Source organism: Vibrio sp. SCP2 (assembly GCF_059295395.1).
The window spans coordinates 1628934-1654388 of sequence record NZ_JCAFVV010000001.1; the positions used below are offsets into that span (position 1 = coordinate 1628934).

At 45.1% G+C, this 25455-nt stretch carries 21 protein-coding genes; 15 read left to right on the top strand and 6 right to left on the bottom strand.

What is annotated here, in order from left to right:
- Positions 1–27 precede the first annotated feature (27 nt).
- The 3 genes from AC5O63_RS07720 to AC5O63_RS07730 form a co-directional block, all read right to left on the bottom strand.
- Positions 28–1242 (bottom strand): tyrosine-type recombinase/integrase, encoded by a 1215-nt coding sequence (locus AC5O63_RS07720; protein WP_494504518.1) that lies wholly within the window; start codon positions 1240–1242, stop codon positions 28–30.
- A gap of 351 nt (positions 1243–1593) precedes the next feature.
- Positions 1594–3615, bottom strand: coding sequence for an oxidoreductase (locus AC5O63_RS07725; RefSeq protein ID WP_494504519.1), 2022 nt, complete (start codon positions 3613–3615; stop codon positions 1594–1596).
- 120 nt (positions 3616–3735) lie between these two features.
- Positions 3736–4779: a helix-turn-helix domain-containing protein gene (locus AC5O63_RS07730; RefSeq protein WP_494504520.1), complete on the bottom strand. Its 1044-nt coding sequence runs from the start codon at positions 4777–4779 to the stop codon at positions 3736–3738.
- 229 nt (positions 4780–5008) lie between these two features.
- Between AC5O63_RS07730 and AC5O63_RS07735 the strand changes: the two genes are divergently transcribed.
- From AC5O63_RS07735 to fadA, 3 genes are read left to right on the top strand one after another with little or no spacing between them, the layout of a single operon-like run.
- A complete protein-coding gene (locus AC5O63_RS07735) occupies positions 5009–6316 on the top strand; it encodes an acetyl-CoA hydrolase/transferase family protein (protein WP_494504521.1) in 1308 nt (435 codons plus the stop codon).
- Between the two features lie 11 nt (positions 6317–6327).
- Positions 6328–8481, top strand: a complete 2154-nt coding sequence (gene fadB / locus AC5O63_RS07740; protein WP_494504522.1) for a fatty acid oxidation complex subunit alpha FadB — start codon at positions 6328–6330, stop codon at positions 8479–8481.
- Positions 8482–8496: 15 nt separating this feature from the next.
- Positions 8497–9657 (top strand): acetyl-CoA C-acyltransferase FadA, encoded by a 1161-nt coding sequence (gene fadA, locus AC5O63_RS07745; protein WP_494504523.1) that lies wholly within the window; start codon positions 8497–8499, stop codon positions 9655–9657.
- 61 nt (positions 9658–9718) lie between these two features.
- Here the strand turns inward: fadA and AC5O63_RS07750 are convergent, their stop codons facing one another.
- The gene (locus AC5O63_RS07750; protein ID WP_494504524.1) at positions 9719–10729 is read right to left on the bottom strand and encodes an AraC family transcriptional regulator; all 1011 of its coding nucleotides are present in this window, start codon (positions 10727–10729) and stop codon (positions 9719–9721) included.
- 282 nt (positions 10730–11011) lie between these two features.
- Between AC5O63_RS07750 and AC5O63_RS07755 the strand changes: the two genes are divergently transcribed.
- A complete protein-coding gene (locus tag AC5O63_RS07755) occupies positions 11012–11785 on the top strand; it encodes a hypothetical protein (RefSeq protein ID WP_494504525.1) in 774 nt (257 codons plus the stop codon).
- A gap of 140 nt (positions 11786–11925) precedes the next feature.
- Positions 11926–12921, top strand: a complete 996-nt coding sequence (locus AC5O63_RS07760) for a linear amide C-N hydrolase (protein ID WP_494504526.1) — start codon at positions 11926–11928, stop codon at positions 12919–12921.
- Between the two features lie 65 nt (positions 12922–12986).
- Here the strand turns inward: AC5O63_RS07760 and AC5O63_RS07765 are convergent, their stop codons facing one another.
- Positions 12987–14015 carry a phosphotransferase enzyme family protein gene (locus AC5O63_RS07765; RefSeq protein WP_494504527.1) on the bottom strand — a complete coding sequence of 343 codons (1029 nt, stop codon included), beginning with the start codon at positions 14013–14015 and terminating at the stop codon, positions 12987–12989.
- Positions 14016–14233: 218 nt separating this feature from the next.
- On the opposite strand from AC5O63_RS07765, the gene AC5O63_RS07770 reads away from it, so the two are divergent.
- The 8 genes from AC5O63_RS07770 (at position 14234) to AC5O63_RS07805 (ending at position 19840) form a co-directional block, all read left to right on the top strand.
- Positions 14234–15523, top strand: a complete 1290-nt coding sequence (locus tag AC5O63_RS07770; protein WP_494504528.1) for a class-III pyridoxal-phosphate-dependent aminotransferase — start codon at positions 14234–14236, stop codon at positions 15521–15523.
- Positions 15523–17097 carry an aldehyde dehydrogenase family protein gene (locus AC5O63_RS07775; protein ID WP_494504529.1) on the top strand — a complete coding sequence of 525 codons (1575 nt, stop codon included), beginning with the start codon at positions 15523–15525 and terminating at the stop codon, positions 17095–17097. Before AC5O63_RS07770 ends, AC5O63_RS07775 begins: the two co-directional genes overlap by 1 nt.
- A complete protein-coding gene (locus AC5O63_RS07780) occupies positions 17094–17687 on the top strand; it encodes a hypothetical protein (RefSeq protein ID WP_494504530.1) in 594 nt (197 codons plus the stop codon). Before AC5O63_RS07775 ends, AC5O63_RS07780 begins: the two co-directional genes overlap by 4 nt.
- A complete protein-coding gene (locus AC5O63_RS07785; protein ID WP_239824609.1) occupies positions 17675–17932 on the top strand; it encodes a hypothetical protein in 258 nt (85 codons plus the stop codon). The genes AC5O63_RS07780 and AC5O63_RS07785 overlap by 13 nt, the downstream gene beginning before the upstream one ends.
- Complete coding sequence (locus tag AC5O63_RS07790; RefSeq protein WP_239855916.1) at positions 17929–18171, top strand: EutN/CcmL family microcompartment protein; 243 nt, start codon at positions 17929–17931, stop codon at positions 18169–18171. The genes AC5O63_RS07785 and AC5O63_RS07790 overlap by 4 nt, the downstream gene beginning before the upstream one ends.
- Before the next feature lie 22 nt (positions 18172–18193).
- Positions 18194–18469: a BMC domain-containing protein gene (locus AC5O63_RS07795; RefSeq protein ID WP_239824607.1), complete on the top strand. Its 276-nt coding sequence runs from the start codon at positions 18194–18196 to the stop codon at positions 18467–18469.
- Between the two features lie 66 nt (positions 18470–18535).
- Positions 18536–19120, top strand: coding sequence for a hypothetical protein (locus AC5O63_RS07800; protein ID WP_494504531.1), 585 nt, complete (start codon positions 18536–18538; stop codon positions 19118–19120).
- Between the two features lie 114 nt (positions 19121–19234).
- Positions 19235–19840 carry a TetR/AcrR family transcriptional regulator gene (locus tag AC5O63_RS07805; RefSeq protein ID WP_494504532.1) on the top strand — a complete coding sequence of 202 codons (606 nt, stop codon included), beginning with the start codon at positions 19235–19237 and terminating at the stop codon, positions 19838–19840.
- Between the two features lie 51 nt (positions 19841–19891).
- Here the strand turns inward: AC5O63_RS07805 and AC5O63_RS07810 are convergent, their stop codons facing one another.
- The gene (locus AC5O63_RS07810; RefSeq protein WP_494504533.1) at positions 19892–21412 is read right to left on the bottom strand and encodes a sensor domain-containing diguanylate cyclase; all 1521 of its coding nucleotides are present in this window, start codon (positions 21410–21412) and stop codon (positions 19892–19894) included.
- Positions 21413–21900: 488 nt separating this feature from the next.
- Here AC5O63_RS07810 and AC5O63_RS07815 point away from each other — a divergent pair, with 488 nt between their 5' ends.
- Complete coding sequence (locus AC5O63_RS07815) at positions 21901–23463, top strand: methyl-accepting chemotaxis protein (RefSeq protein ID WP_494504534.1); 1563 nt, start codon at positions 21901–21903, stop codon at positions 23461–23463.
- A gap of 161 nt (positions 23464–23624) precedes the next feature.
- Positions 23625–25445 (top strand): extracellular solute-binding protein, encoded by a 1821-nt coding sequence (locus AC5O63_RS07820; RefSeq protein WP_494504535.1) that lies wholly within the window; start codon positions 23625–23627, stop codon positions 25443–25445.
- The last annotated feature ends 10 nt before the right edge of the window (positions 25446–25455 follow it).

Here is a 25455-nt window from a genome sequence, read left to right on the forward strand (position 1 = left end):
TTTTTCTTTTTAGTGAACTAGTTAGGGTTATTCACTACATTGAGACTTAGCCTCTAGAATGTAATCACTCCACCATTCCATAATCTCTTTTCTTTGCTCAAAGAAATCAGTGCGGTTGTAGCTTGCTCTAGTTTCGTTTTGATCGGTGTGAGCAAGACAGGCTTCTATATGCAGGGTATCAAAGCCTTGTTCATGTAACGCAGTCGAGGCGATAGACCGCAGCCCATGAGCAACAAGTTCACCTTTGAAACCTAAGCTTCGTTTAAGGGCAGCATTAGCTGTATAAACGCTTACGTGGCTCGTAGGGGCGCGCTCACTTGGGAACACGTATTCATGTCCTTCACTCTGCAATCGCATCTGCGATAAAATCTCAATCGCTGCTTCTGTTAGTGGCACTCTATGTTCTTTCCGACGCTTCATTTCTGCTGGTGGAATGGTCCAGCACTTTTGGTTCAGGTCGATGTCACTCCAACGTGCCCGAGCGGCTTCTTTCGGTCGAGTCATTGTGTGAAGCTGCCAAAGAATCAACAGTTTAGTCTTGTGGCGAATGTTGGCGTTATCTTGTAGTTGTTTTAACAACCTATTCAGTAACTCTGGTCTTATCGTAGGCATGTGCTCTACTTCATGCTTTTCAAACGCGTTAATCATGCGAGTCAGTGGGTTCGCGATGATAATGCCGCTATCAACACCATACTCCATAATTTGGTTAAGAGATTGGCAAATTCGCTTAATAGTCGATAGCTTTTGGTCGTTCTCAAGTGGGCGTAAAGCCTGCACTGCGCTTAAGCGAGTGATGGAAGCAATTGGCGTTCGACCAATGTGGGGAAAGGCGTATAGTTCTAATGTTCTCCATATACGTTCGGCATGATTAGCACTCACAGTTTTCTTCTTTCTGCTGAACCATTGCTCAGCTACTGCAAAAAAGGTATTGGCTTCTTGGTGAATGGCTTTCTGCTTAAGTTGTTCTAGGTGGTCTTTGGGGTCAACTCCATTGGCGATGAGGTTACGGTGTTCCTGAGAAACTTTTCTAGCGTCAGCCAATTTTAGTGCAGGGTATGAGCCAAGAGATAGTTTTTTTACTTTCTTAGTTATGGGGGCGCTATATCTGAATTGCCATGACTTGGTGCCATTCGGTCGAATACGAATGTTGAGTCCGTTCCCATCAGCGAGGATGTATTCCTTATCTCTAACTTCTGCTTTTTTGATCTCTTTGTCGGATAGTCTGACGGTTAATTTTGGCATGCGAACCCCTCAGTAAAATTTGCGAGGAGTATACAGGAGTTTGGTTATATGGGGTACATCATGGGGTACAAAAAACTCCGGAAGTAAGGAGTTTTCTTAGGACGTGGTAAAATCATATTTTAATTATAAGTTTATGATTTTAAATTATTTGTTGTAATTCATTGGATGTTAGTGGAAGTTAATGATCAGGTCCCGGAAACCATTGGATAGACATAGAACTAACCTTGAAATTCAAACTTGGCACAATTGTAAGGGGAATTGAGGGAGAGTAAAGGGTAAATCAAGGTTTAGGGTGTGTAAGAGCGAGAATAACAAACCAAACTTCCTTGTTTGGCTTGTCGCTGGTGTTTGTTACAAGCTACGCGCGACTTCGTAACCGTCCCAAATAGCTGCCATGATGGTGCGTGCTTTTTGGCTATCACCGATGTTAAATACTTCATCGACATCGAGCTGATTAGCAAGCGATTCATGCAGCTTATCTTCAGAACGATAACCAACAGCGAGCACGACGTGATCGGCGAGTAGTTCGAGTGAGCGATTGTCTTTCGAAATCAGTACGCCCGTATCTGTCACACACTCCAATCGGGTAGAAGTGAGTACATTGACTTGTTCTTTTACGAGCAACTCTTTGAGCATTTGGTAGTTGGCAAAACAAGTGCCATGAGGGCCGCCGATAATATCTTCATCGGCTTCAATCAAGGTGACCGCTTTGCCTTTTTGAGCCATCCACAGGGCAGCCTCTGCACCCACTAAACCACCGCCGACGATGGTGACTTTATCGCCAACGATCAAGTCTGGATTCATCAACATTTTTTCAGCAACCATTACGTGCGGTTTATCTCTGCCTTTTAACCACTCAGGGCTGACTGGACGAGAGCCTGTAGCAAAGATCACGCTGTCAGGCGCTTCTGCTTCGATGCTCGCTTTGGTCGCTTCAACGCCGAAACGTACATCAACACGTTTGCGAACCATCTCGCCTGCGAACCAATTAATCAGAAGTTTATCGTCGTGCTTGAATGGGGGTTGGCAACCGGGGATAACATTGCCACCAAGTGCATCTGACTTCTCTAACAGAACTACTTTGTGACCGCGTTCAGCTGCAATTCGCGCTGCTTCCATTCCCGCAACACCGCCGCCAATGACAACCACTTTTTTGGCTTTGTGTGTCGGCAGCAAGCGGTACTCATCTTCTCGCCCACATGTTGGGTTTACGGCGCAAGAAATGTTGCCAATTTCCGCCATTCTGCCCAAGCAGCCAAGATGACAAGATAGGCAAGGGCGAACCTCTTCAAATCGCCCACGGCGAATCTTATTGACGACTTCAGGGTCTGCAAGAAGGGGGCGTCCCATTGAAATACCATCAGCAATACCATGTTCAACCGCATGGGCAGCGAGGTCTGGATTTTCCATCCGGCCAGCTATGAGGACAGGGATATCGACAACCTCGGAAACGGCTTTACAGTATGGCTTGTACATGCCCGGTTCGAAGTAGTTAGGCGGATGGTTCCAATACCATGAATCGTAGGTGCCGGCATCGACGTTTAGTGCATCAAATCCAGCATCCTGAAGGTATTTCGCTGCACGTAAGCCTTCTTCCATATCTCGGCCAACTTCATCGGCTTGTTCCCCGGGAAGAATGCCTTGACCAAATCCCTTCATATTACTTTTGACGGAATAGCGCAGTGAGACAGGGAAATCTTTGCCGCACATCGCTTTAATGCCTTGAACGATTTCGACAGCGAAGCGATAGCGGTTTTCGAAACTACCACCATATTGGTCGGTACGTCGGTTGAAAAACGCCATCGTAAATTGATCAAGCAAGTAACCTTCGTGTACGGCGTGAATTTCAACGCCATCAAAGCCTGCTTTTTGTGCGATAACCGCTGACTCGATAAACTTACCGATGAAATATTTAACTTCGTCTGTGGTTAACTCGCGATGTTGAATGCTTGGGTCAAAACGATTGGGTGCGTCTGAAGGGGCAATGGATTTGTCTTCTGGGGTAAAGCCTGGAATACAAGAACGTCCCCATCCGGCGGTGAGCTGAGCGAAAATCTTTGTTCCGTATGCATGAACTCGTTCAGTCATCTCCTTGGCGCTACGGATATAGGCCGTTGGATGATTGGTTGGACAAGGCAGAGAAGGCATAGGGAATTGCTCTAACTCGTTTTCGACCATTTGAACACCAGTGATGATCAAGCCAACGCCGCCTTTGGCGCGAGCGGTATAATATTCGATGCCACGATGGTTGTAAGCACCATCGCCATCGACACAACCCAACGTCCCCATAGGCGCCATTGAGTAGCGGTTTTTGAGCTTCACAGAGCCAATAGACATTGGCTCAAAGAGTCTCTTATGTTGCTGTTTTAACATGATTGTCTCCACTAATTTGTACACGTTTCGGTGTAAAATCTGGGAGTATTACAGCAATAAGGTTGAGACTGGGCTTTGCATTTTAGGACAATAGTTTTGCCGAATTTGTTAATGGTGCGCTTATTGATTTAGATCAGAAATCGAGCTGTCTGAATCTTGCTTTCCTTTTAATGAAACTGGGCTGTAGCCCGTCCAACGCTTAAATGCCCGAGAAAAAGTACTTAGGTCGGCAAACCCCAATTGGTAGGCTATTTCAGTCATATTTATACTTGGCGTTTCTAGTAGGTGAAGCGCCTTTTCTAACTTGTACTTTTCAACCACGCCTCGGTAACTCGTATTGAGTTCAGCGAGTTTTCGGTTCAGAGTTCGCACATTCAGTTGCAATGAATGTGCAACAGATTCGGCATTTGCTAGAGACAAGTGCTCCAGTGAGTTAAGCACATTGTACAAACGAAGAATGAGGTCGCCTTGCTTGAGCGATTCTGCATCTTTACGCAACATATTAAGGGCTGAGAAATAGATATCGTGATCGTGATTCGCGTTGTTGCGATAAAGGTACTTCTTGTCAATGCAGAGTTTGCGTACAGGTTCGCCGACCGATATTTTGACATGGGTTAGCTGTTCGATTTGTCGATAGATATCGTTACTCAGCTTGTTATCTACCAGCTTAATTTTGATTTGTAGTTCATCATCTTCGACGATCGACTGAATGATCTTCACCGTGGTGGCGACAAACAACATTACTCCAAGATAAGTAACATGACTTTCGTTATTGAAGGGTTCACTGTCTAGCACCCATAGCTCTGCATGACCTTGTTTATCCTTGTGATATTTAAGTCTGATCGGTGAACTGACGACAATCGAAAAATCCTCAGCATGCTGCAACGCGACGTCCAGGTTGGGTGCTGTCCATAGCGTTAACGTATAGCTACCAAAGGTGAGTGGCGATACATATTGCGCACAGTGAACCGGAAATAGTGGGTCTTGATTGACTTGCGTTAATGAATAGAGCTGATTGCGCAAATCATGCAAGTGCAGTCGGCCAGTATCATTTTTTCTTACCTCATCGATCTCTACCTTAACATTTTGATGTTTAGCGATTAGCCCTTGCCACCCTTTGTGAACGGAGAGGGAGTCGTGAAACTGTCGGTCAATTTGGCTCATTGATTACGCACCATTGTAAATTTGTGATCGAAAACTCAAGTTTTAAACCTGTCTGATAATGTCTTACTTATGTCCTAAAAAGCAAAGTTACTGGCAAGTTGCTCGTTATTCTAAATAGCGAGGTAAGGAAGGACCTCTTTATCCTACATAAAAGCAGTGCAGTTGACCCTAGCTTAATAAGGAAAGCGTTATCTAGAGTTTGAGCCTGTTCTGCAAAGAGAGTTTTACTATGAATCAATGGAAAACGCTATATCAAGATAAGTTACTGTCCCTAGAGTCTGCTGTCGGCAAACTTTCGTCAGGCGATAAAATTTGGGCTGGTGGGTTTCTATCTACCCCTGTTCGCTTTTTACAAGAGTTAGACAAGCACCTAACTCTGTTTAAAGGGTGCGAGCTATACACTGGCCTAGTTACTTTTCCTTACGAGTTTTTTAAACCTCAGTACCGAGAAAACTTCCGCCATTTGAGCGTTTTCATGGGGCCGGTAGAACGTCAGTGCCAAAATGGTGGCAACGTTGAAATCATTAACTTCCAGTTCTCAAATCTCGACAAGATATTCGCGAAGTTACAACCAAACACGGTGGTTGTGGAAGTGACGCCTCCTAATGAAGACGGCTTTGTGAGTTTGGGCGCATGTGGCGGCGTAGGCACAACCCAAGCGCTGAAATACGCGAAAAAAACCATCTTTGTTATCAATGAACAGCAACCCTATGTTGATGGTGAGAAGAACACCGTCCATGTAGACCAAGCGGACTACCTCGTTGAAGGCCACCACCCAATTGCGATGCCAAAAGCAGGTGAGCCTTCTGAGCTTGAGAGTCAAATTGCCCAACATGTCGTCCCATACATTAACAATGGTATGACGATTCAGATTGGTATCGGGACGATTTCTAATGCGATGGGTATGGCACTTCGTGATCACCAAGACCTAGGTATCCATACCGAAATGTTTACCGAATCACTGATGATGATGTGTCAATCAGGCGCGGTCACGGGTAACAAGAAAAACTACAAACCAAACAAGCTAGTCGCTGCATTTGCCGCTGGTCCACAGGAGCTTATTGATTTCATTGATAACAACCCTGAATTGGAAATGGGTCCAATGGAAGAGATTGTTAACCCTTATGAAGTAGCAAAGAATGACAACTTTGTATCGATAAACACCTGCTTGATGGTTGATCTAGTCGGTCAAGTTGCGTCAGAAGGGGTTGGGTTTTCGCAAATCTCCGGCTCTGGCGGGCAGCTCGACTTTGTACGTGCAGCGGGCATGTCTAAAGGCGGTGTGAGTATCTTAGCTCTCTCTTCGACGCGAGATGGAAAACACGGTCTTGAATCAAACATTCGACTCTCTCTACCTACGGGTACGCCGATCACCACACCACGTAATGATACTCAGGTGATTGCCACAGAGTATGGCTCGGCTGACTTACGCGGTCTCTCCACCTCGGAGCGAGCAAAGGCACTGATTGCAATTGCCCATCCGAAATTTAGAGATTCATTGCGTGACCAAGCGCTTGAACTTGGCATGATTAAATAAGGAGAAAGAAGATGTATCACGGTCAATATTTCCAACTAAGTCTACTTTCTTCTGGTGACAACATAGCGGAGCTAGTGTTTGACGCAAAGAGCGATCCAGTCAATACACTACGCAAAGAAGCACTGATTGAGTTAGAGCAGTGTGCGACATTACTTGAACAAAATGGTTATTCGGGTCTGGTGATTCGCTCAGGTAAAAGTCTGTTTAGTGCAGGCGCTGATGTCAAAGCTTTCCGCCAACTGTTTAGTGATGGCGATGAAGCGGTAGAAGATTATCTAAAATGGGTTCACTCAATTTACAACCGAATTGAAGATTTACCCTTGCCGAAGGTTGCACTTATTAACGGTGTCGCAGCAGGTGGTGGTGTTGAGTTAGCGTTACTGTGTGAGTATCGACTAGCAACTCAAGACGCAAAAATCAGCCTGCCTGAAGTGAAGCTAGGCATTATGCCAGGATGGGGCGGCGTGACTAGACTGCCGCGAATTGTCGGTACAGATACCGCAATGACCTGGCTGACAACGGGCAAAAACTTTAAAGCTCAGCAAGCGCTTGTTAATCACGTTGTTGATGGCGTTCTGACTGGTAAAGAGAGTGATTATGTTAGCCAAGCTATAGAACTGCTGCGCAGCGCAAACAAGGGCGATTTGGACTGGCATAGTAAGCAAGCAGAGAAGCGCAACCCATTACCGATGAATGGTTACGAGCTAGCAATGTCGGTTAATGTGGCACGTGGCATGGTTGCCAAGGCGGCAGGGCCTCACTATCCGGCACCAAATCTTATTCTCGATACGATAGAGAAAAGCGCAGCATTGAGCCGAGATGACGCACTTGCTGTGGAAAGACAAGGTATTTTAGCTTGTGTGAACAGTGGCGTTGCCGATGCATTAGTTAATGTGTTCTTAAGCGACATGGCAGTAAAGTCGACCGCAAAACACCATGCTAAACAAGCGGAAAAAACCGAAGAGCTTGCAGTGATTGGCGCTGGTATCATGGGGGGCGGCATTGCTTACGTGACCGCAGATAAAGGCCTAGATGTTGTGATGAAAGACATCAACAAAGCGGGTCTAAATCTCGGACTAAATGAAGCCAACCAACTGCTTGCTAAGCAAGTTAAACGCGGTAAGAAATCGCCACAGCAAATGGGTGAAGTGCTTAATCGAATTACTCCTACGTTACACGATAGCACGTTGGAAGGCAGCGATCTTATTGTCGAAGCGGTGGTTGAGAATCCAATCGTGAAAGAAAAGGTCTTGGCTCAACTGGAAAAATCAGCGCCGAATGCGGTGATTGCGTCAAACACTTCGACTTTGATGATCAGTGGGCTAGCCCATTCACTTGAAAAACCTGAAAACTTCTGTGGAATTCACTTCTTTAACCCAGTACATAAAATGCCATTGGTGGAAGTGATTCGTGGGGAGAAAACCTCAGAGAGCACCATCGCCAAGGCTGTGAACTACGTGCTGCAACTCGGTAAAACTCCGATTGTAGTCAATGATTGTGCAGGCTTTTTAGTCAACCGTTGTTTAACGCCTTATTTCCTCGCATTTAACCAACTAGTGGTGGATGGCGGCAATATCGCGACTATCGATAAAGTCATGAGCAAGGGTTTTGGTTGGCCGATGGGTCCTGCAACCTTACTTGACGTGGTTGGTCTTGATACGGCTTCGCACTGTATTGATGTTATGGATGAAGCCTTTCCTCAACGTATAGCTAAGCCGACAGTGAATTTGATTGAAATGCACAATGCAAATGGCTTGCTGGGTCAAAAATCTAAACATGGCTTTTACCACTATGAGCTTGATAGACGCGGTCGCTTAAAAGCGTTGGCAAGTGCAGAGAGCCAAGCAATATTGAACCAAGTTTGTCAGCAACCTGCAGACTTCTCCTCTGACGAAATTCAGTTGCGCATGATGTTACCTATGATGTTTGAAGCGATTCGTTGTTTAGATGAAGGGATCATTAATTCCGCTGAGGAAGGTGATATTGCATTTATTTACGGTACGGGTTTCCCTCCATTCCGCGGTGGACTGTTCTACTACATGGACAACTTTGGTCTGCAGAAACTTGTCGAAGTAGCAAAACACTATGAACACTTAGGCTCGCTGTACAAGATCCCACAAGGCTTGATTGAACGAGCTGAGAACAACCAACGCTTTTACGCATAATAGGAGAAGATAACCATGAAAAACGTAGTAATTGTTGATGCGATTCGAACTCCTATGGGGCGTTCTAAAAATGGCGTGTTCCGTCATGTTCGTGCAGATGACTTATCAGCACACTTAATGGCCAGTATGTTAACGCGACAATCAAACGTCCCGGCCAACGAAATAGATGACATTATTTGGGGCTGTGTTCAGCAAACTGAAGAGCAAGGCTTCAACTTAGCCCGTAATGCGGCATTGCAAGCAGGGCTACCTGAAACGGTCGCGGCTACGACGGTAAACCGACTTTGTGGTTCATCGATGGATGCGCTTCACATGGCGACAAGGGCCATCAAAGCCGGAGATGCAGATGTTGTCATGGTCGGGGGCGTTGAGCATATGGGGCATGTGCCTATGACTAAGGGTATGAACCTAAATAGCTACAACCGTAATATGGCTCAAGCGTCAGCAATGATGGGGTTGACAGCTGAAGCGCTAGCCAAGATCCACAATATCTCTCGTGAAGAGCAAGATGAATTGGGTGCCCGTTCACACCGATTAGCGTATCAAGCCACTCTTGAAGGTCGATTCGACAATGAAATCGTACCGACTTTAGGTCATGACCAAGACGGCTTACCGATTTTAGTCAAAGATGATGAGGTGATTCGTCCTGAAACAACAGCAGAATCACTCGGTCAACTGCGACCTGTGTTCGACCCAAGAGGCAGTGTAACGGCAGGCACATCTTCGGCCTTGTCAGACGGCGCATCTTGCTTATTGGTAATGAGCGAGGAAAAAGCGAAACAGCTCGGTGTTCAGCCCCGCGCTAAGGTGCTTGCGTGTACTACCGCAGGTGTTCCGGCTGCGATCATGGGTTATGGCCCGGTTCCAGCGTCGCAAAAAGCCCTCGAAAAGTCTAACTTGACGATTGATGACATTGATTTCGCTGAAGTTAACGAAGCGTTTGCCGCTCAAGCCATTCCTTGTCTAAAAGATCTTGGATTGTGGGACGCGCGAGAAGACAAAGTTAACCTTCATGGTGGTGCCATTTCACTCGGACATCCGCTTGGATGTTCAGGTTCGCGTATCATCGGGACGTTAATTAACGTGATGGAGCAGCGTCACGGAAAGTACGGGCTTGCGACCATGTGTATTGGTATGGGGCAAGGTATAGCGACTACCATAGAATTGATTAGCTAGTTTGAATAAAAAGTCCCGCAGTTGCGGGATTTTTTACGTCTGTACTTCATTTACTTTCACTTCAATTGATTGAAGTTGGTGCCTCTCCAGTCCAACGCTTAAACGCTCGTGTGAAGCAGCTCAATTCAGAGAAACCTAACTGGAATGCAATTTCTGTCATGTTGTTATCGGGGTCTTGCAACAGTGTCAGTGCTTTCTGCAAACGGTAATTATTGAGGATGGTTTTAAAGTTGGTCTGAGCATCAGCAAGTCGGCGATTCAGAGTCCTAGGGCTGGTCAATAACTTTTGTGCTACCAGTGTTGAAGAGACATTACGCAGTGTCGGAAGCTCATCTAGTACGTGTGAAACTTGTAAGCGGATATCATTTTGGCTCAACTTAGCGGCGCGCTCTTGTACCCATGCTAGGTTATGTTCCAAAAGTTGTGGGTTGGCAAAAGGGGAGGCTTGCTGTAACTGCTCAGTCTGAAAAGTAATTTTTCTGATTGGACCTTTTTCGATGCTAGTTACTTGATAGGTCTGACAGAACTTATCTACCAGTTGCTTCGAATAGTCATGGTAAGGGGCAAATATGCGGCAAGGTAACAGCTCTCCCTTATTTAGTTGGCGCAACATCTCAAGAATCACGCACACCATTAATGAAATTCCGGCCTGAGTGATCGAGTAGGACTCAGGAGTACGACTGTTGATGATCCAAAGTTCCGTCACGTCACCATCTTGATGGAGAGACAGGTCAGTCTGGGGGGCAAGTACAATGAAATGTTTACAAAGAATCTCTAAGCATTGTTGCAGTGTAGGAGCAGACCATAGGGCGATTGATACACTACCAAAGGTCAAAGGTGTGACGTATTTAGCCGCATCAATGGAGAGATCGTATCGAGATTGCTCAATGAGTTCTCGTTGCAGTTCTCTTGCAAGTCGAATGTCGGGGTTATCTTTTCCTAAAGCTAACAGCTCGCGATAGCTGCCAATTGACTCCAAATCTACACCATAGTGCTGCGCAGCTTGGGTCAGTAGTTCGATCCACCCGTAATGAAAATAATAGCGTTGATCTTGTTTATGTTTTCTTACCATGACTAGCCTGCTTTTTATATTCACCAAATAATTATCGCTTGAATCTCTCTATTAAAAATTGAGCTCAGTTAAATAACGGCACTATTCTTATAAATATATCATTTAGGTATTTTAGTTATTAAATCAGTGTAAAAAAATTGCACGAACTTTGATTTGTAAGTTTGCTTAATGCGCCAATGGTTTGGCACGGTTAGCCAACAGGATTGGGATGGGATGGCTCACGCTAAACGACGACAAATTTATCAATAAAATGCTCCAGTAAACTTTAAACAGGAGCAAAAAATGCGTTTTACAAAGACTGGTTTGGGCATTGTAGTCACTATGGCTTTGAGTTCTTCACTGGCCGTTGCTGAAGAGGTTGTTGACCCTGGGGATATGACCAAAGTCTATACCCAAGTCGGAACTTCCATTGATAGCGATAGCAACATTCGTTTACTTGGATCCTTGTCTGGCAGTCATTCCAACGGGGATAACTTTTTATTTTATGGCGACGTGGTTTTTGGCGACACCAACTTCCACGATGAAGATTATGGTACGGCCTATAACAACGCGAGATTACAGTACTTTCACGTAATGAATACCTCTTTAGCTTCCCTGCCAAAAGTCGGTTTTTCAATCGATGCGATTCATAGTCGTTTACCAGAAATAAAACACGTTGGTGATGATATGAGTATTGTGTCGGCGGGTGTTGTTGGCATGATTAACCCAAGTTATACCGGTAAGTTTATGTTGTTTCCAAACTTAGCTTATGCAAAAGGTGAGATGTATGGTGAGAGCGTTGACGGTGTACTGGCTAACGTTTTCCTAACTCGACGTATTGCGGAGAATCGCTCCTACATCGGCTTTTTCCCCGAGTACATGAATGTATCAGGTGACTCGGTAAGTCGCGAAAGCATTAAGCTTAAATTCCAAGTCGGGACACCAATAACGGATAGCCAAAGGTTGTGGTTGACCGCCACCTATGAGCATCAAGAGTCGACTCAAATGATTGCTAATCAAGACTACGGGTGGTCAAACAGCTCGCGAGTCGAACTTGGTTTCAAATACTATCTATAGGCTTGGCTTAATGCGCCAAAGATTTAACTTGATGGGTCAATGCATTCGATACCTAACTCTGTTCAAATTATTTGTCGCAATAAAAAACTATATTGAATTCAAGCAAAGACTTAACATCCAATTTATATCGGGAAACTATTATGAAAAAACGACTAAATAAAACATTTTTAACGACTTGTGTTATTTCCGCTATCTCAATCCCAACCATTGCACAGGCATGTTCTAATGTATTCTGGGATAGCCCACAAGGGGCGGTAGTAACACGTACCATGGACTGGATGGAATCAACAAAACCACTGTTGCTAAAAGTGGCTGCGGGTGAAAAACGCAACTTTCACGGCACTGATACCAGTGACCAAGAGTACACAGTCAAAAACAGCTTTTTAGCCATCGGTGGATACGGAAAACTAGTCGGCGAAGGCGTTAATGAACACGGTTTGCACGCGAGTATTCAATATTACCGTGGTATGCAACTTGAGAAAGGCAATGACAATACTTTAAGCCAAAATGAATTAGCGGGCTACTTCCTAGCGAACTTTGACAATGTTCAACAAGTTGTTGATAACGTGAAAGACATTGAAGTGGGCTTAACGGCGATACCAGGTATGCAGGAGCCACCACGTTGGCACTATATTGTTTCTGATGTATCGGGTGATCGCGCGGTTATTCAATATGATGAAAACGGCGTAAATATCTACCGTGGTGATGATGCTCAAGTTGTAACTAATACCAGTCAAAAAGGGTTGAATGAAGCATGGAGCGAGAAAGCTAAACAGCTAAAAGAGTTTGGTGGATACGGCAGCCAGTTCCAACTAGAAGCGGGTAATACAGACTCAGAGCAGCGCTACGTGTTTGCTAAGTATTTCGTTTCACAGCTTCAACACGCGAGCTCACCTAAACATGCCATGATGTCAGTCGAAGGTACGGCATTCAAAGTGCCTCAGCAAGCGGCTTACCGACCACAAGATGGTATGGATACTTATGCCACGGAATATACCATCACATATAACTTAGATTCCGGCGATGTTGTGTTTAAGTACATGGGAGACGATTGGAATCAGCGAGAGTGGAACTACAAAGAGTTGTTAGAGTCTGACCAAACAGTAGAAATTCCTTTGTACGGTAAGAAAAGCTAACCTGATTTAACACACAACCAAAGCGAGCACTAATTTGCTCGCTTTTTGTGTTTGAACGATCCGGCTTACGCTTGAGCAACTTCCTCATTTGTTGGTAGTAGCATAGTTGCAAGTTCAGTAACGGCTTCAACTACTGGTGGGAAAAGCTCTTTAGCGACATCAGTTTCGCTGCGCGTTTGAGCCCAACCAAGGTAGACGATACCGCGAATTAAGAGGAACCACGGCAGTAACTCTTTTTGTTGCTCAGAAAGTTCCCGTACCGACTCGTATCCGCTAAGAAACTCTGCGACGATATCATCAAATGACTCATCGCCCATAAACCAGAATACCGACGTTGCGATGTCAAAAAGATGGTAACCAAAGCCAGCGTCGTCGAAATCAATCAAGTGAATGTCACCTTTTGTATCAACCAACAGGTTTTCTGGCAGAAAATCACAGTGGATTAATCCGTAGTTTGATGCATCTTTTGGAATGTCTGAGAGGACTTTTCGTCCAAGATCACGAGCTTCAATAATCAAGACTCGCTGCTCTGGTGTGAGATCTTTATGATCCCAAGCGCGCCCCCAAAGCGGTTTCTTGCCCAACAAACCATCTACATCCCAATGAGCGCGTGTAAACCCATCTGGTAATGGCCAGTTCTCTGTTTCTACATGCAGTTTTGCCATTAATTGCCCAACCAATCGGTAGTGGTTGATATCTTCTACCCCTTCTTCGATTGAACCGAGTGGTGTGCAATCTACCCATTCCAGCATGTCGACTTGACGACCTTCTGGTAGGGAAGAGCTTGTCACTACTTCGACATATTGACCATCTGAACTGACGATGGGTTTCGGGGTCATGACGCCACGCTCGCGCATCGCGTTCATCCACTGCATCTCAGATTGCAGTTCGGCATTAGTGTGATAATCCAAGCGATGTACACGCAGTGCATAACTCACTTTGTCAGGGGTCACGACCTTAAAAACTGCGTTCTCACGATGTTTAATCGCAGTGACTGTCGATTCGCTGTCTAGGCCCCAATAAGGTAAGGCGTTTAACGCTATCTCACACAGCAGCTCTAGTTGCTGATCTAACTCTAAATCGTAAAAGTCCATTATAAACACTCCATTAACATCGTCTTGATATAAATCACGTGGTTGCTACGTACTTGCGAAAAGTCGTTGCCTTGGACATACAAACTAGACTATATTCGAGTTTGTAGGCAACATTAAAATAACAAAAATGCAACAAAGTGTGAGGTTTGCATGGGTGTAAATTTTAATGTTACTTAAAATCAATGACTTATAATGAGTTAAATAAGCAGGGATGTGGAATGGATAAGCAGCAGGTTGTAAAGGACTCGGAGCAGTATTGGAATCCAGCAAAAACCCGAGACTGGCAGAAGTGGGGAATTGACCTAGTTATAGGCAAGCGTGAAGGATACTTCATTTATGATATGGATGGGCGCAAGTTTATCGATATGCACCTGAATGGTGGAACGTTTAACCTTGGTCATCGACACCCAGAAGTCATCGAGGCACTTAATCAAGCAACCACACAATTTGATGCGGGTAACCACCATTTCCCTTCGAGTCAACGAGCAAGTTTAGCCAAAACCTTAGTCGAGCTATCTCCGGGTATGAGTTATTGTGTGTTTGCGACCAGCGGCAGTGAAGCGATTGATATAGCAATAAAAACGGTGCGCCATGCGACCAAGAAGAAAAAGATTGTTTCAGTAAACCAAGCCTATCACGGTCACACCGGGTATTCGCTTCAAGTTGGCGATGAAGTGAATGCAAAATACTTCAATTGTGAACCTTCAGCACAAGACTCCCAGCGTGTGCCATTTAATGACTTAGCGTCGCTAGAAAAAGTCTTGTCTCAACAAGATGTGGCGGCAGTGATACTAGAAACCATCCCTGCGACAGCGGGCTTTGTGATGCCAGATGAAGGCTATTTGCAAGGTGTTCGGGCGCTGTGCGATAAATATAGTGTTTTCTATATCGCCGATGAAGTTCAGACAGGCCTAATGCGTACAGGTCAGTTGTGGGCAGTGCAAACCTATGGAGTCACGCCTGACATTATCATTACTGGTAAAGGCATTGGTGGCGGGATCTACCCGATAGCAGCTGCTCTGTTGTCAGAAAAAGCAGGCCAATGGCTCAATGATAATGGGTTTGGTCATGTGTCCACTTATGGTGGATCAGAGCTAGGTTGCGTTGTTGCGAACAAAGTTTTAGAGATTACTACCCGCCCAGAAACTCAGCTCTCTGTTGAACATAGCTCTCTCTATATCCGAGAGGGGTTAGATCGTCTACGCGTTCGTTACTCAGATTTCTTTATTGGTATCCGTCAATGCGGCCTAGTGTTTGGCTTGGAGTTCAATCACCCAGAAGGCGCGCTCCATATAATGGGTGAACTGTACAAGCAGGGCGTTTGGGCAATTTTATCCTCTTTCAATCCTTCAGTCCTGCAACTTAAACCGGGTTTGCTAATCGATCGAGATACCTGTGATGACATGTTATATCGCTTTGATCTTGCGCTGAAGAAGGTCAGCCAAGAGCTTAAAAGTTCTCCACAAAATGCCAATCAATTTAACCTTAGTAACCAAGGAGCGGACTAATGAACGTTCGACCGGACAACGTCAACACGATGCTCACGCTGGCTAATTGGGCGGCGGCAGAGTTCCAAAGTTTTACGCCTCAGCAAGTACAACATATCGTCCAACAGGTATCACAAGCGGCGCTTGAAAAATCTGAGTTTTACGCAGATTGGGCGGTAAAGGAGACGGGTTTTGGTAATGTCGCGGATAAGACACTAAAAAACCAAGTCAATGCAACGGCGCAATTAGAAGGCTTTGATTTCAATAAATATTGTGGCGCAAGTATCGATCACGCTAAGCAAGTGTTAGAGATCCCAAAGCCAGCTGGTGTGATTGCAGCGCTTATCCCTTCAACGAGCCCGGTAGCCACTATCTATTATAAGGTGCTATCCGCATTAATGACTCGTAATACGGTGATTCTGTGTCCTCATCCGGGAGCCAAGAAGTGCTCAATCGATGCGGCAGACTACTTGGCGAAAGTTGCAGAAAGCGCAGGCGCTCCAAAAGGAGCTATTCAGACATTGCGCTCACCAAGTGTTGCATTGGTCGGCGAGTTAATGGCTTCAAAAGAGGTGGATTTGATTCTCGCGACAGGTGGCCCGGCGATGGTTAGAGCGGCTTACAGTTCGGGAAATCCAGCTTTGGGTGTCGGGCCGGGTAACGTCGCGTGTTATGTCGATGTCAGCGCAGACCTTGATCATACTGCTCAAGCCATAATTCAGAGTAAATCATTCGACAACAGCTTACTGTGTACATGCGAGTCTGTGGTGATTGCTCACGAAAAAAATGCCGATGCTTTGGGCATGAAAATGCAAAATGTTGGCGGCTATCATGTGGCCGGCCACGAGCTTGAAAAGCTACGCAACTATCTCTATCCAGAAGGAAAGATTAACCCTGCCGCTATTGGTAAAGATGCGCAATCTATCGCATCGCAAGCGGGTTTTAGAGTACCACCAACCACTAAGGTATTAGGTGTTGAGATAACTCGAATTTCTCCAGAAGAACCATTTAGTAAAGAGAAGCTCTTTCCGGTACTGGCGATGATGAAGGTGTCTGACTTCGAACAAGGTCTTGCCAGTGCCCACTCGATGTTAAGAATTCAAGGTAAAGGTCACTCAGCGGTCATTCACTCTAGTGATGAAGACATGATTGCTCAGTGGGGGATTTCACTTCCTGTTTGTCGCATTACTGTCAATGCGCCAGCCGTGTTTGGTTCAAGTGGTTTCGCAACGAACTTAACGCCTAGCCCAGTGATTGGCACAGGATTCTACGGTCGGAGTTCAATATCCGACAACGTTGCTGCTAAACACTTAGTACAGTGGACGCGAGTTGCTTGGAATAAAGAACTTAACGCCGACATGCAAAAGGTTGAGCAAAATGCACTAGCGCGAGTGAACAGTGAAGCTGCCCGTACCATTTTGACAAGACAGTCATCGGGTATAGGTCCGGCTGGTAGCGGCAATTCGAATGTGGCTAACGTAGGAGGAAGCGAATCTAGCCAACCTAGCTCATTGGGGGCTGAGGGAGATTTACAGTCGCTTATCAAGCAGTTGGTGCAACAAGAGCTACAAAGCTTACTGGAGAAACGCCAATGAAAGAGTTAATCGCATTAACGCTGATCGAACGTCTTTCATCTGGCTTATTGCTCAGCTTAAAGGCGAGTGGAGCAAGTCAATTGGCGGCAAACGCAGCGGGAGTGCTTTGCTTTGAAGTTCGACCTGCTCACGAAACCGATATATTGCTCGACAAAATCTTCAAGTACTGTCAGGTCGAGTTAATTCAAAAACAGATGGATGGCCGCAGTGGTTGGGTGGTGTTAAGCGCAGCTGAAAATAGCCAGCTACGCGCTGCTTCTGAACTGGTGAAGAGTGAAACGACAGCGAGTGAGCAATCTAGTCAGGTAAGCAGTTCTTCGGTGGTCAGTTCGCTAAGCCAAGAGCACGCTCAGCAAATTAATCGACAGCTTAAGCGTGCGTTAGTATCGCAAGGGAAAGGACTTTTGACCATTGATTGCCGCCCTGCGATCCATGCTCTAACTATCGCTAATGAAGCGGAAAAGTCGATGTCGTGCCAGATTTTACAACTTAAATATCTAGGTTCATCCGGCAGAGTGGTTTTAACAGGCACAGCAGACGCTTTGCAGTATTGGACCGCACCTAATATGGAGGTGTCATGCAGCAGGTAAATCTTAATGTCGACCAGTTAAGAGCGCTGATTAGGCAGGTAATTAAGCAGGTACTGCAAGAGGAGGGGATTGGAACCAATAATAGCCTGACTCACAGCGCAGCGCCTTTGACCGAAAAACGGCTGATGAACTACTGCGGGCAGCACGTTAGCAAAGTTGTGATTACGGATCACTCTGTGGTCACACCGCTCGCGAAGGCAAAAGCACGCAAACTAGGTATCGAAATAGTAAGGCAGGACGAATGATTACAGGCAAAGTAACCGGCAAGTTATGGGTAAGCCGGAAAGTCAATCAATTGCCAGCAGGCGCGTTGGTGATTGTCAGCCCAAATGATGAAAAGCAAAACCAAATAGTCGCGCTCGATCCCCTTGGCTGTGGTGAAGGCGAACAAGTTTTAATAGTGACCGGCAGTATCGCTGCTGATTATTTTTCTCAACCTGACGTATTAGTTGACGCGATCGTTGTCGCCTCAATTGATCACTAAATTATGTAATGGAGATAGACATATGTCTGAAGCAATTGGAATGATCGAAACAAAAGGCTACGTAACAGCGTTGGCTGCGGCAGATGCGATGGTCAAAGCGGCAAACGTTTCTTTGGTTAGCCGCGAGCAAGTGGGTGACGGTTTAGTGGCGATTGTCGTCAAAGGTGATGTGGGTGCGATTAACGCGGCGATAGAAGCGGCAGCTGAAGTCGCAGGTTCGATTGGCACGGTTGTAGCGACACATGTTATTCCGCGTCCTCATAACGATGTTTCTGTATTTTTCAGTAACGAAAAGTAGGCGTTGATAGCTGGTGGAGAGCTAAGTCGTTCGATCTTAGCCTTCACCAGACACTAAGGAATGAGAATGGCAACCAAATCGACCAATAAAAAGCAATTGTTAACGGTAAACCATATCAATAGCTTGTCTCCTCTAACCGCCAATTTTATGTCAGCTCGTAGCCAAGAGCGCGGTTACTCTCCTCAAGTGGGCAGTGCGTGGTGGATGGCAAAATTTTCTTCAACACTTGAGCTAAACCAGTTTGTTTCTCAGCTGTACAGCAGCGGCTTTCAAGGTGACTTAGAAGCCAAGGGCTGTCAGGTAGAAATACATACTCAACAGCGTGATTGTATAGAGCGAGTGATAGCACTCGTTACACCTGAGGCGCTCCAAGTATCCGTCGCGGTGAGTGATGCGGTGGAAGTGGTCAATTACGCTCACGCATTGCTGAATAATCAGGCGTTTAACGGAGCATTGGTACAAGCAGGTGATCAATTACATTGGCTCCAGATTCAGTCAGCACAATCATCGTGGTTAGTACTGCAGGAGCTGAGTGAACATTTAAAGGCTGACCAAGTTGTTCATTTTGATCCTAAAGGTGAGATAGTACTCAGAGGAGATAGTGCATTGCGCGGCAACCTTCTCAATTGGCTGAGCCCTTTTTGCAAATAGAGTGAATTTGCCTTAACGTAAGTGTCTTCATTTGACTTGCTGCTTTCTAAATTAAACGTAATAAAAAGTGAATTAGAATAGCAAGTTAGAGGACATTTACGGAAAAGGAACTACATGCAAAATCGAGGCATAATCCGCAGAGAAAAATTGCGCGCAGCCGCAAGGCAACTTCTTAACGAGCGCGACATTAGTGAAGTGACTTTCGCTGATATTGCCGCTACGGCAGGTGTACCCAAAAGTTCGTCATATCATTTTTATGCAAACTCCGACGATCTCTATGCTGAACTAGCAAGCTACTACGGCGTCGAGCTATTAGGTCTGCTCAGTGTTAAACCTGAACGTGACCTTGTCACTCAATGGCACGATCTTGTCGATATATTAATTGACCGCGCCATGCAGTTTTATCGTAGTGAAGCTGCAGCTCGGCAACTGTTTATTTCAGGTAAAACATCGCCAATTATCAAACAAAAAGACCGCTCCAATGATAGCTTGATTGCTAAAGCACTATTGGAAATGTTCAATCACTACTTTGATGTACCCGACTTCGCAATGCGCGATGAAGTGTTCTTTATTTGGGTTGAGCTTGTCGATACGGTGTTTATTGTTTCGCAGATGAAACACGGTGACATTACCGCCGAATACGCGGACGAAGCGAGGCGCGTTGCTAAGGCGTATTTAGGCACTTATCTTGATGTATCACTTCCTTTGAAGAAAGCGTAGTAAATAGGACTCACACTCGTCCTGTCGAGTGTCTAGTCCAGTGAAATAGTTTTACACCCAGAGCTGAAAACCATTGCGGCCATTGTTTTTCGCCTCGTATAGCGCTTGATCCGCTTGCTGGAGCCAGCGTGTTAGCTGGTTATACGAGGTTAACTGACCTGATGTTGCCCCCACGCTAATCGTAAGTACGTTACTTGTAGAAGAATACTCGTGTTTTAACTTTATCTCTCTAACCTGAACGACAAGTTGTTCTAAATAGTCGTTGATCTCAAGTGGGTGATCCCCTGCAAGCAGGATACAAAACTCTTCGCCACCGTATCTTGAAACGAGCTTCTCATAAGATGTTTCAACAGCTTGGAGGGCCTTGGCTACCTTGCGCAAAGCAGCATCACCTTCAAGGTGCCCATAGTTGTCATTGAATAGCTTAAAATGGTCAACGTCAATTAACACAACAGCGATGTATTTATACTTAAGGTTTTCAATCAAGTTATGAGCGGTTTCAAACAAGGACCTTCTATTGGCTATTTGAGTGAGTGCGTCAATTGTTGACTGCTCTTTTAAGATAGCGCGCTTATCTTCGAGCTCTGTAATTAAATCATTGATTTGGCGGGCGAAGCTACGCATCTCTTTCGAAATAAAAGTATCTTCACTTGGCAGACGATCTCCTGATTTTTGGAACTGCTTTAGATATTGCTGCGCGGCCTTTAACGGCTTGATTAGATTAGTAACGACATGCAGGTTCACTATAAAGGTGATTAGAGCGAATAAAGATAAGGCGGCAATTTCGGCTGTAGGAAGGAATTCAGGCAAAGTTTCATTGTGAGAGACATTAATTGCAATTTTAACCTCATCGTCAATCAGAGCATTCCGGTATAGAACCGTATTGTTTAGACCAACATCTGCTACGGAGCCTTGAGTAGGGTATATGCGAATACCTACCCCTGTAGATGCCTCAATATCTTTAATGAACTGTTCTCTAATTTTTCGAATAAATAGCAAATAGCCATGTTGGCATTGTTGACCGTCGCTTAGACAAATTCGAGAGGAGGCAGCCATAAATACTGAACCATCAAATGTCGCATAATCAAGGAATGACTCAATGGCATTTTGCGAAGCGTTAAATGCACGTGATAAAACCTTATTCACTACCGCGTGATCTTCGAGCGCAAGAAACTCCATATCCACAACACTTTCACCATTGTATGCACCACTCCAAACCGTGTTTCCTTGTGTATCGAATATTACGATGGCATCGATATGTTTCGAGGAGAAGGCGTGAGAGCCTATACTATCGGCTATAAATAGCGGGTCTGGATTGTCTACATATCGGGCCATTGACGTCCACGCCGCGTAGTCCTCAACGGAAGCACGAATCTCTAACTCTTCCATTCTAAGCACGGTATTTACGCGTTCTAGTTCAAACTGTTGTCTGCCTTTAGATTGCTCTAGTGCTTGGCCGTAACTCCAAAACAATTTGAACGACAGGTAGAAAAACAGAAACAGAACAGCCGCGATCATTGACACAAAGATGGTGATCTGGCGAATGCTTAAATGTTTAAAGTTATATAACAATGATGGCTCACCTGTGTTGCTGATGATGTTTTCTTATTTGCTCTAATGCGTAAGTTAAGTGTAGAGGGGTTACTGGAAAGCAAAAAATAAATCGATTAGAAAGATCTATTTATCGGCGCTTCGTAGCAAAATACCACTAACCACCGAGTGTGTGTGGAATAGGGTGGTGACGAAATCTACAAATTAGCGCTATTCTCTTTTAAAGTGAGTTACTTATCAATAGTGGGTTTGGTCCTATATGAAAGCTAAGCAACAGCAATTGTCGTAATGTTAGGTAAGAGTTGGATAAGTGTTCTCTGACTGGTTAGGTCTTATATATTGATACGAAACTAGATCTAGGTTTCTGTACTTTTACTTGCGCTAAAATGTCCAATTGATCTAGTGAATTACTTCAAAATTTTAAAATTGAGTTAAATTAATATTTTGTCATAATTTGATTATTTGTTTATATTCGCGAGCAACATAATTAATACAAAAGTACTAGATTGATGTCAGCCCAACTCTCTACCGCACGTGAAACGCTACTAGAAAATCATGATCAGCTAGTCTCTACGACTGATCTAAAAGGTGTCATTACGTATAGCAATGAAGCCTTCTCTAGAGTCGCAGAATACTCTCAACAAGAATTGCTCGGTCAACACCATAATATAGTCAGGCATGGTGATATGCCGAAGGCTGCTTTCGCTGATATGTGGCGAAATCTAAAACAGGGCAAGGCATGGCGTGGGATAGTTAAAAATCGTACCAAGTCAAACGGCTACTATTGGGTTGATGCGTATGTCACTCCCATCTATCAAGATAACGAAATGGTGGGTTATCAGTCGGTACGTGTAAAGCCAAAGCGCGAGTGGGTCAATATTGCAGATAAAGCTTACAAGGGGCTTTTGAAAGCTGAAAAGTCGGGTAGAGCATGGTCACTTAAGATCAGTGATTCGGTTCGTTATGCGGTGCTTCTTGGTGCTCTAGGCGCGCCTTTGGCCTCAAGCGTAATGGGCTTGCAAGGAGTACCGAGTTTTCTACTGAGTTTAGCTCCAGTCGCGGTGATTTTAGCGCTGTTTAGACAAGAGCTGATCGATACGCCGAAACAACTCAGTAAGCTCCAATCTGAATATGACAGTGTTAGCCGTTTAGTCTTTTCCGGAAGTAAGAAGTTTTCTGTCGCCGACTTCCACCTCAAACTGTCGTCTGCGCGAATCCGAACCGTACTTGGGCGAATGAGTGATTCGGCAAAACCTTTGCAAGATCTCGCCGACAATTTGAGCGCGACCTCCTATCAAGTGACAGAAGCTCTCGACCAACAGACCAAGGATATTCTGCAAGTACGTGAAGCGACAGAGGAAGTTGAGCTCACGGCGAATGAAGTTTCATCAAGCACGCAAGACGCCCATCAAATTGTCGATGTGACGCTGAAAACCTGTGCGGGCGCAAAAGAGAGTATCAATCAAACGCATCACAACCTGACCAACTTAAGTGTACAAGCAGAAAAGGCAACTCAGACAACGTACCAGTTGAGTGAGCAAGCTCAAAACGTCAGTAAGATGATGGAAGAAATCGGTGGCATCGCCGAGCAAACCAATCTGTTAGCCCTCAATGCCGCGATTGAAGCGGCGCGAGCGGGTGAACAAGGCCGAGGCTTTGCAGTGGTTGCGGATGAGGTTCGCGCACTTTCTGGGCGCACATCCAATGCGACCGTTCAAATTAAAGACAGCATTGATGCCATGTTGGGCACTATTGAAAGTTGGCAAAAAGATATCTTAGCTAACCAAGAACAAACCAACGCGTGTAGCGATGTGGCGAGTGTCAGTGCTGAGAAGTTGTCTGAAGTAGAAGAGCTTATGACGTCGATGAATCATTTAATGCAGTCGGTCGAAAGCTCAGCAAATAAGCAGCGTGAACTGTCGAGTGAAGTGAATTTGCATATTCAATCTATAGCCTCAACCTCAGAGCAAAATCTAGCGGCAACTCGCGCTGTAAAAGAACACTCTAATGAGCTTAAAGAGCAGGTAGATGAGTTCCATCAGCTGGCTAAACGTTTTGAAGAGAAATCATAATTCGCTCTGATTGAAATCGCCCTCTAACTTAGTGAGGGCGAATTTTTTTGCTTCACAGAAAGAACTTTCCCTACCTATACTTATCCAAGTAGTTGAATTATTAATACTAATTAATACTATAGTTATTAGATAAATTAGGATGACCAAGGAAGGAAGAGCATATGAAGATGCTGTCTCGCTTAGTGCTTAGTGGATTGATTGCCGCGAGTACAAGCTTTGGGGCTTACGCCGACGTTATAGAAACGACGACTCTGGTTGGATTTGGCAAAGCGAAATACCCAGAAAATTTCGCTCACTTCGATTACGTCAACCCAGATGCGCCCAAATACGGCAAAGTGACATATGGTCAAATGGGGACTTACGACAATTTCAATCGATACGCGTCGCGCGGAGTTCCAGCGGCGGGAAGTGGTCAGCTTTACGATACGCTTATGTATTCCCCAAGCGATGAGATTAACGCCTATTATCCGCTGATTGCCAGTAAGGCGCGTTACTCAGACGATTACATGTGGTTAGAGCTCGACATTAATCCTAAGGCACGATTTCAAGATGGTGAGCCTATTACGGCTCATGATGTCGCCTTTACCTTTGAAAAATTCATGACCGAGGGTGTACCTCAATATCGCTCTTACTACAAAGCCATTAAATCTGTCACCGCCAAGTCTGATCTTGTCGTTCGTATAGAGATGTCTGAACCAGACAGAGAGAAACTGTTTAGCTTCGCTCAGTCTACTCGCGTACTACCTAAGCACTTCTGGCAAGACAAGAATTTTTCTGAACCCCTCAATGAGCCACCAGTAGGCAGCAGCGCTTATAAGGTCACCGACTACAAGTCAGGACAGAGCGTGACTTATACATTAGACAAAGACTATTGGGCCAAAGACCTTCCCGTGAACGTGGGTCGTAATAACTTTGAACAGGTTCAATACGACTACTACCGCGATGACACTGTTATGCTTGAGGCTTTTAAAGCGGGTGAGTTTGATATCCGTATTGAGAGCGAACCGAAATTCTGGGAGAACTCATACACAGGTTCGAACTTTGATAAGGGGTACATCAAAAAAGAAGTGATCCCTCATTCACAGCCTCAGCAAGCTAATGGTTTTGTGTTCAATATTCAAACCGAAGTATTTAAAGATCCTAAGGTACGAGAAGCCATTACCTACGCACTCGATTTTGAATGGATGAATAAGAACCTTTTCTACAACGAAAACAGCCGCACACGCAGTTACTTCCAGAATACAAACTATGCGTCAGTAGGATTGCCTTCAGACGCTGAAAAAGCGGTATTGGAGCCGATAAAGGATAAGATCCCGCCACGTGTATTTACCGAAGAGTATCAACCACCGAGAACAGACGGCTCGGGTCGCATTCGTAGCCAAATGCGCACTGCGTTTAAGCTGTTTAAAGAGGCTGGGTGGGAGCTGAAAAACAAAGTGATGACCAACACCAAAACCGGTGAAGCAATGAGCTTTGAGCTACTTATCTTCAATCCGAATGTAGAAACTTACGCGATCCCGTTTCAGAAGAATCTTAAGTTAATGGGAATTGATATGAAGCTTCGCACCGTGGATCGCACTCAGTACATTAAGCGCCTGCGTGATCGCGATTTTGATATGGTCTCTTCGCGCTTCTTTGCCAACGCTTATCCAAGCTCTAGCTTAATGATTGTTTGGAACTCAAAGTTCATTGACTCGACCTACAACACTGCGGGCGTCATTGACCCAGCAGTCGATTACCTGACTCAAGAGATTGCCGATAATCAGCAGAACCCTGAGAAGTTACTCGCGTTAGGGCGTGCGTTCGATAGGGTGCTTCAGTGGAACTTCTACATGGTTCCTCAGTGGCATTACAGCAACTACCGCGTCGCGACATGGGATAAGTTTGAACGACCAGATATTCGACCAGAGTATGACCTAGGTGTCGATACTTGGTGGGTATCTAAAGAGAAAGCTGCCAAGCTTCCAGAAAAACGACGTTAAATGAGGCATT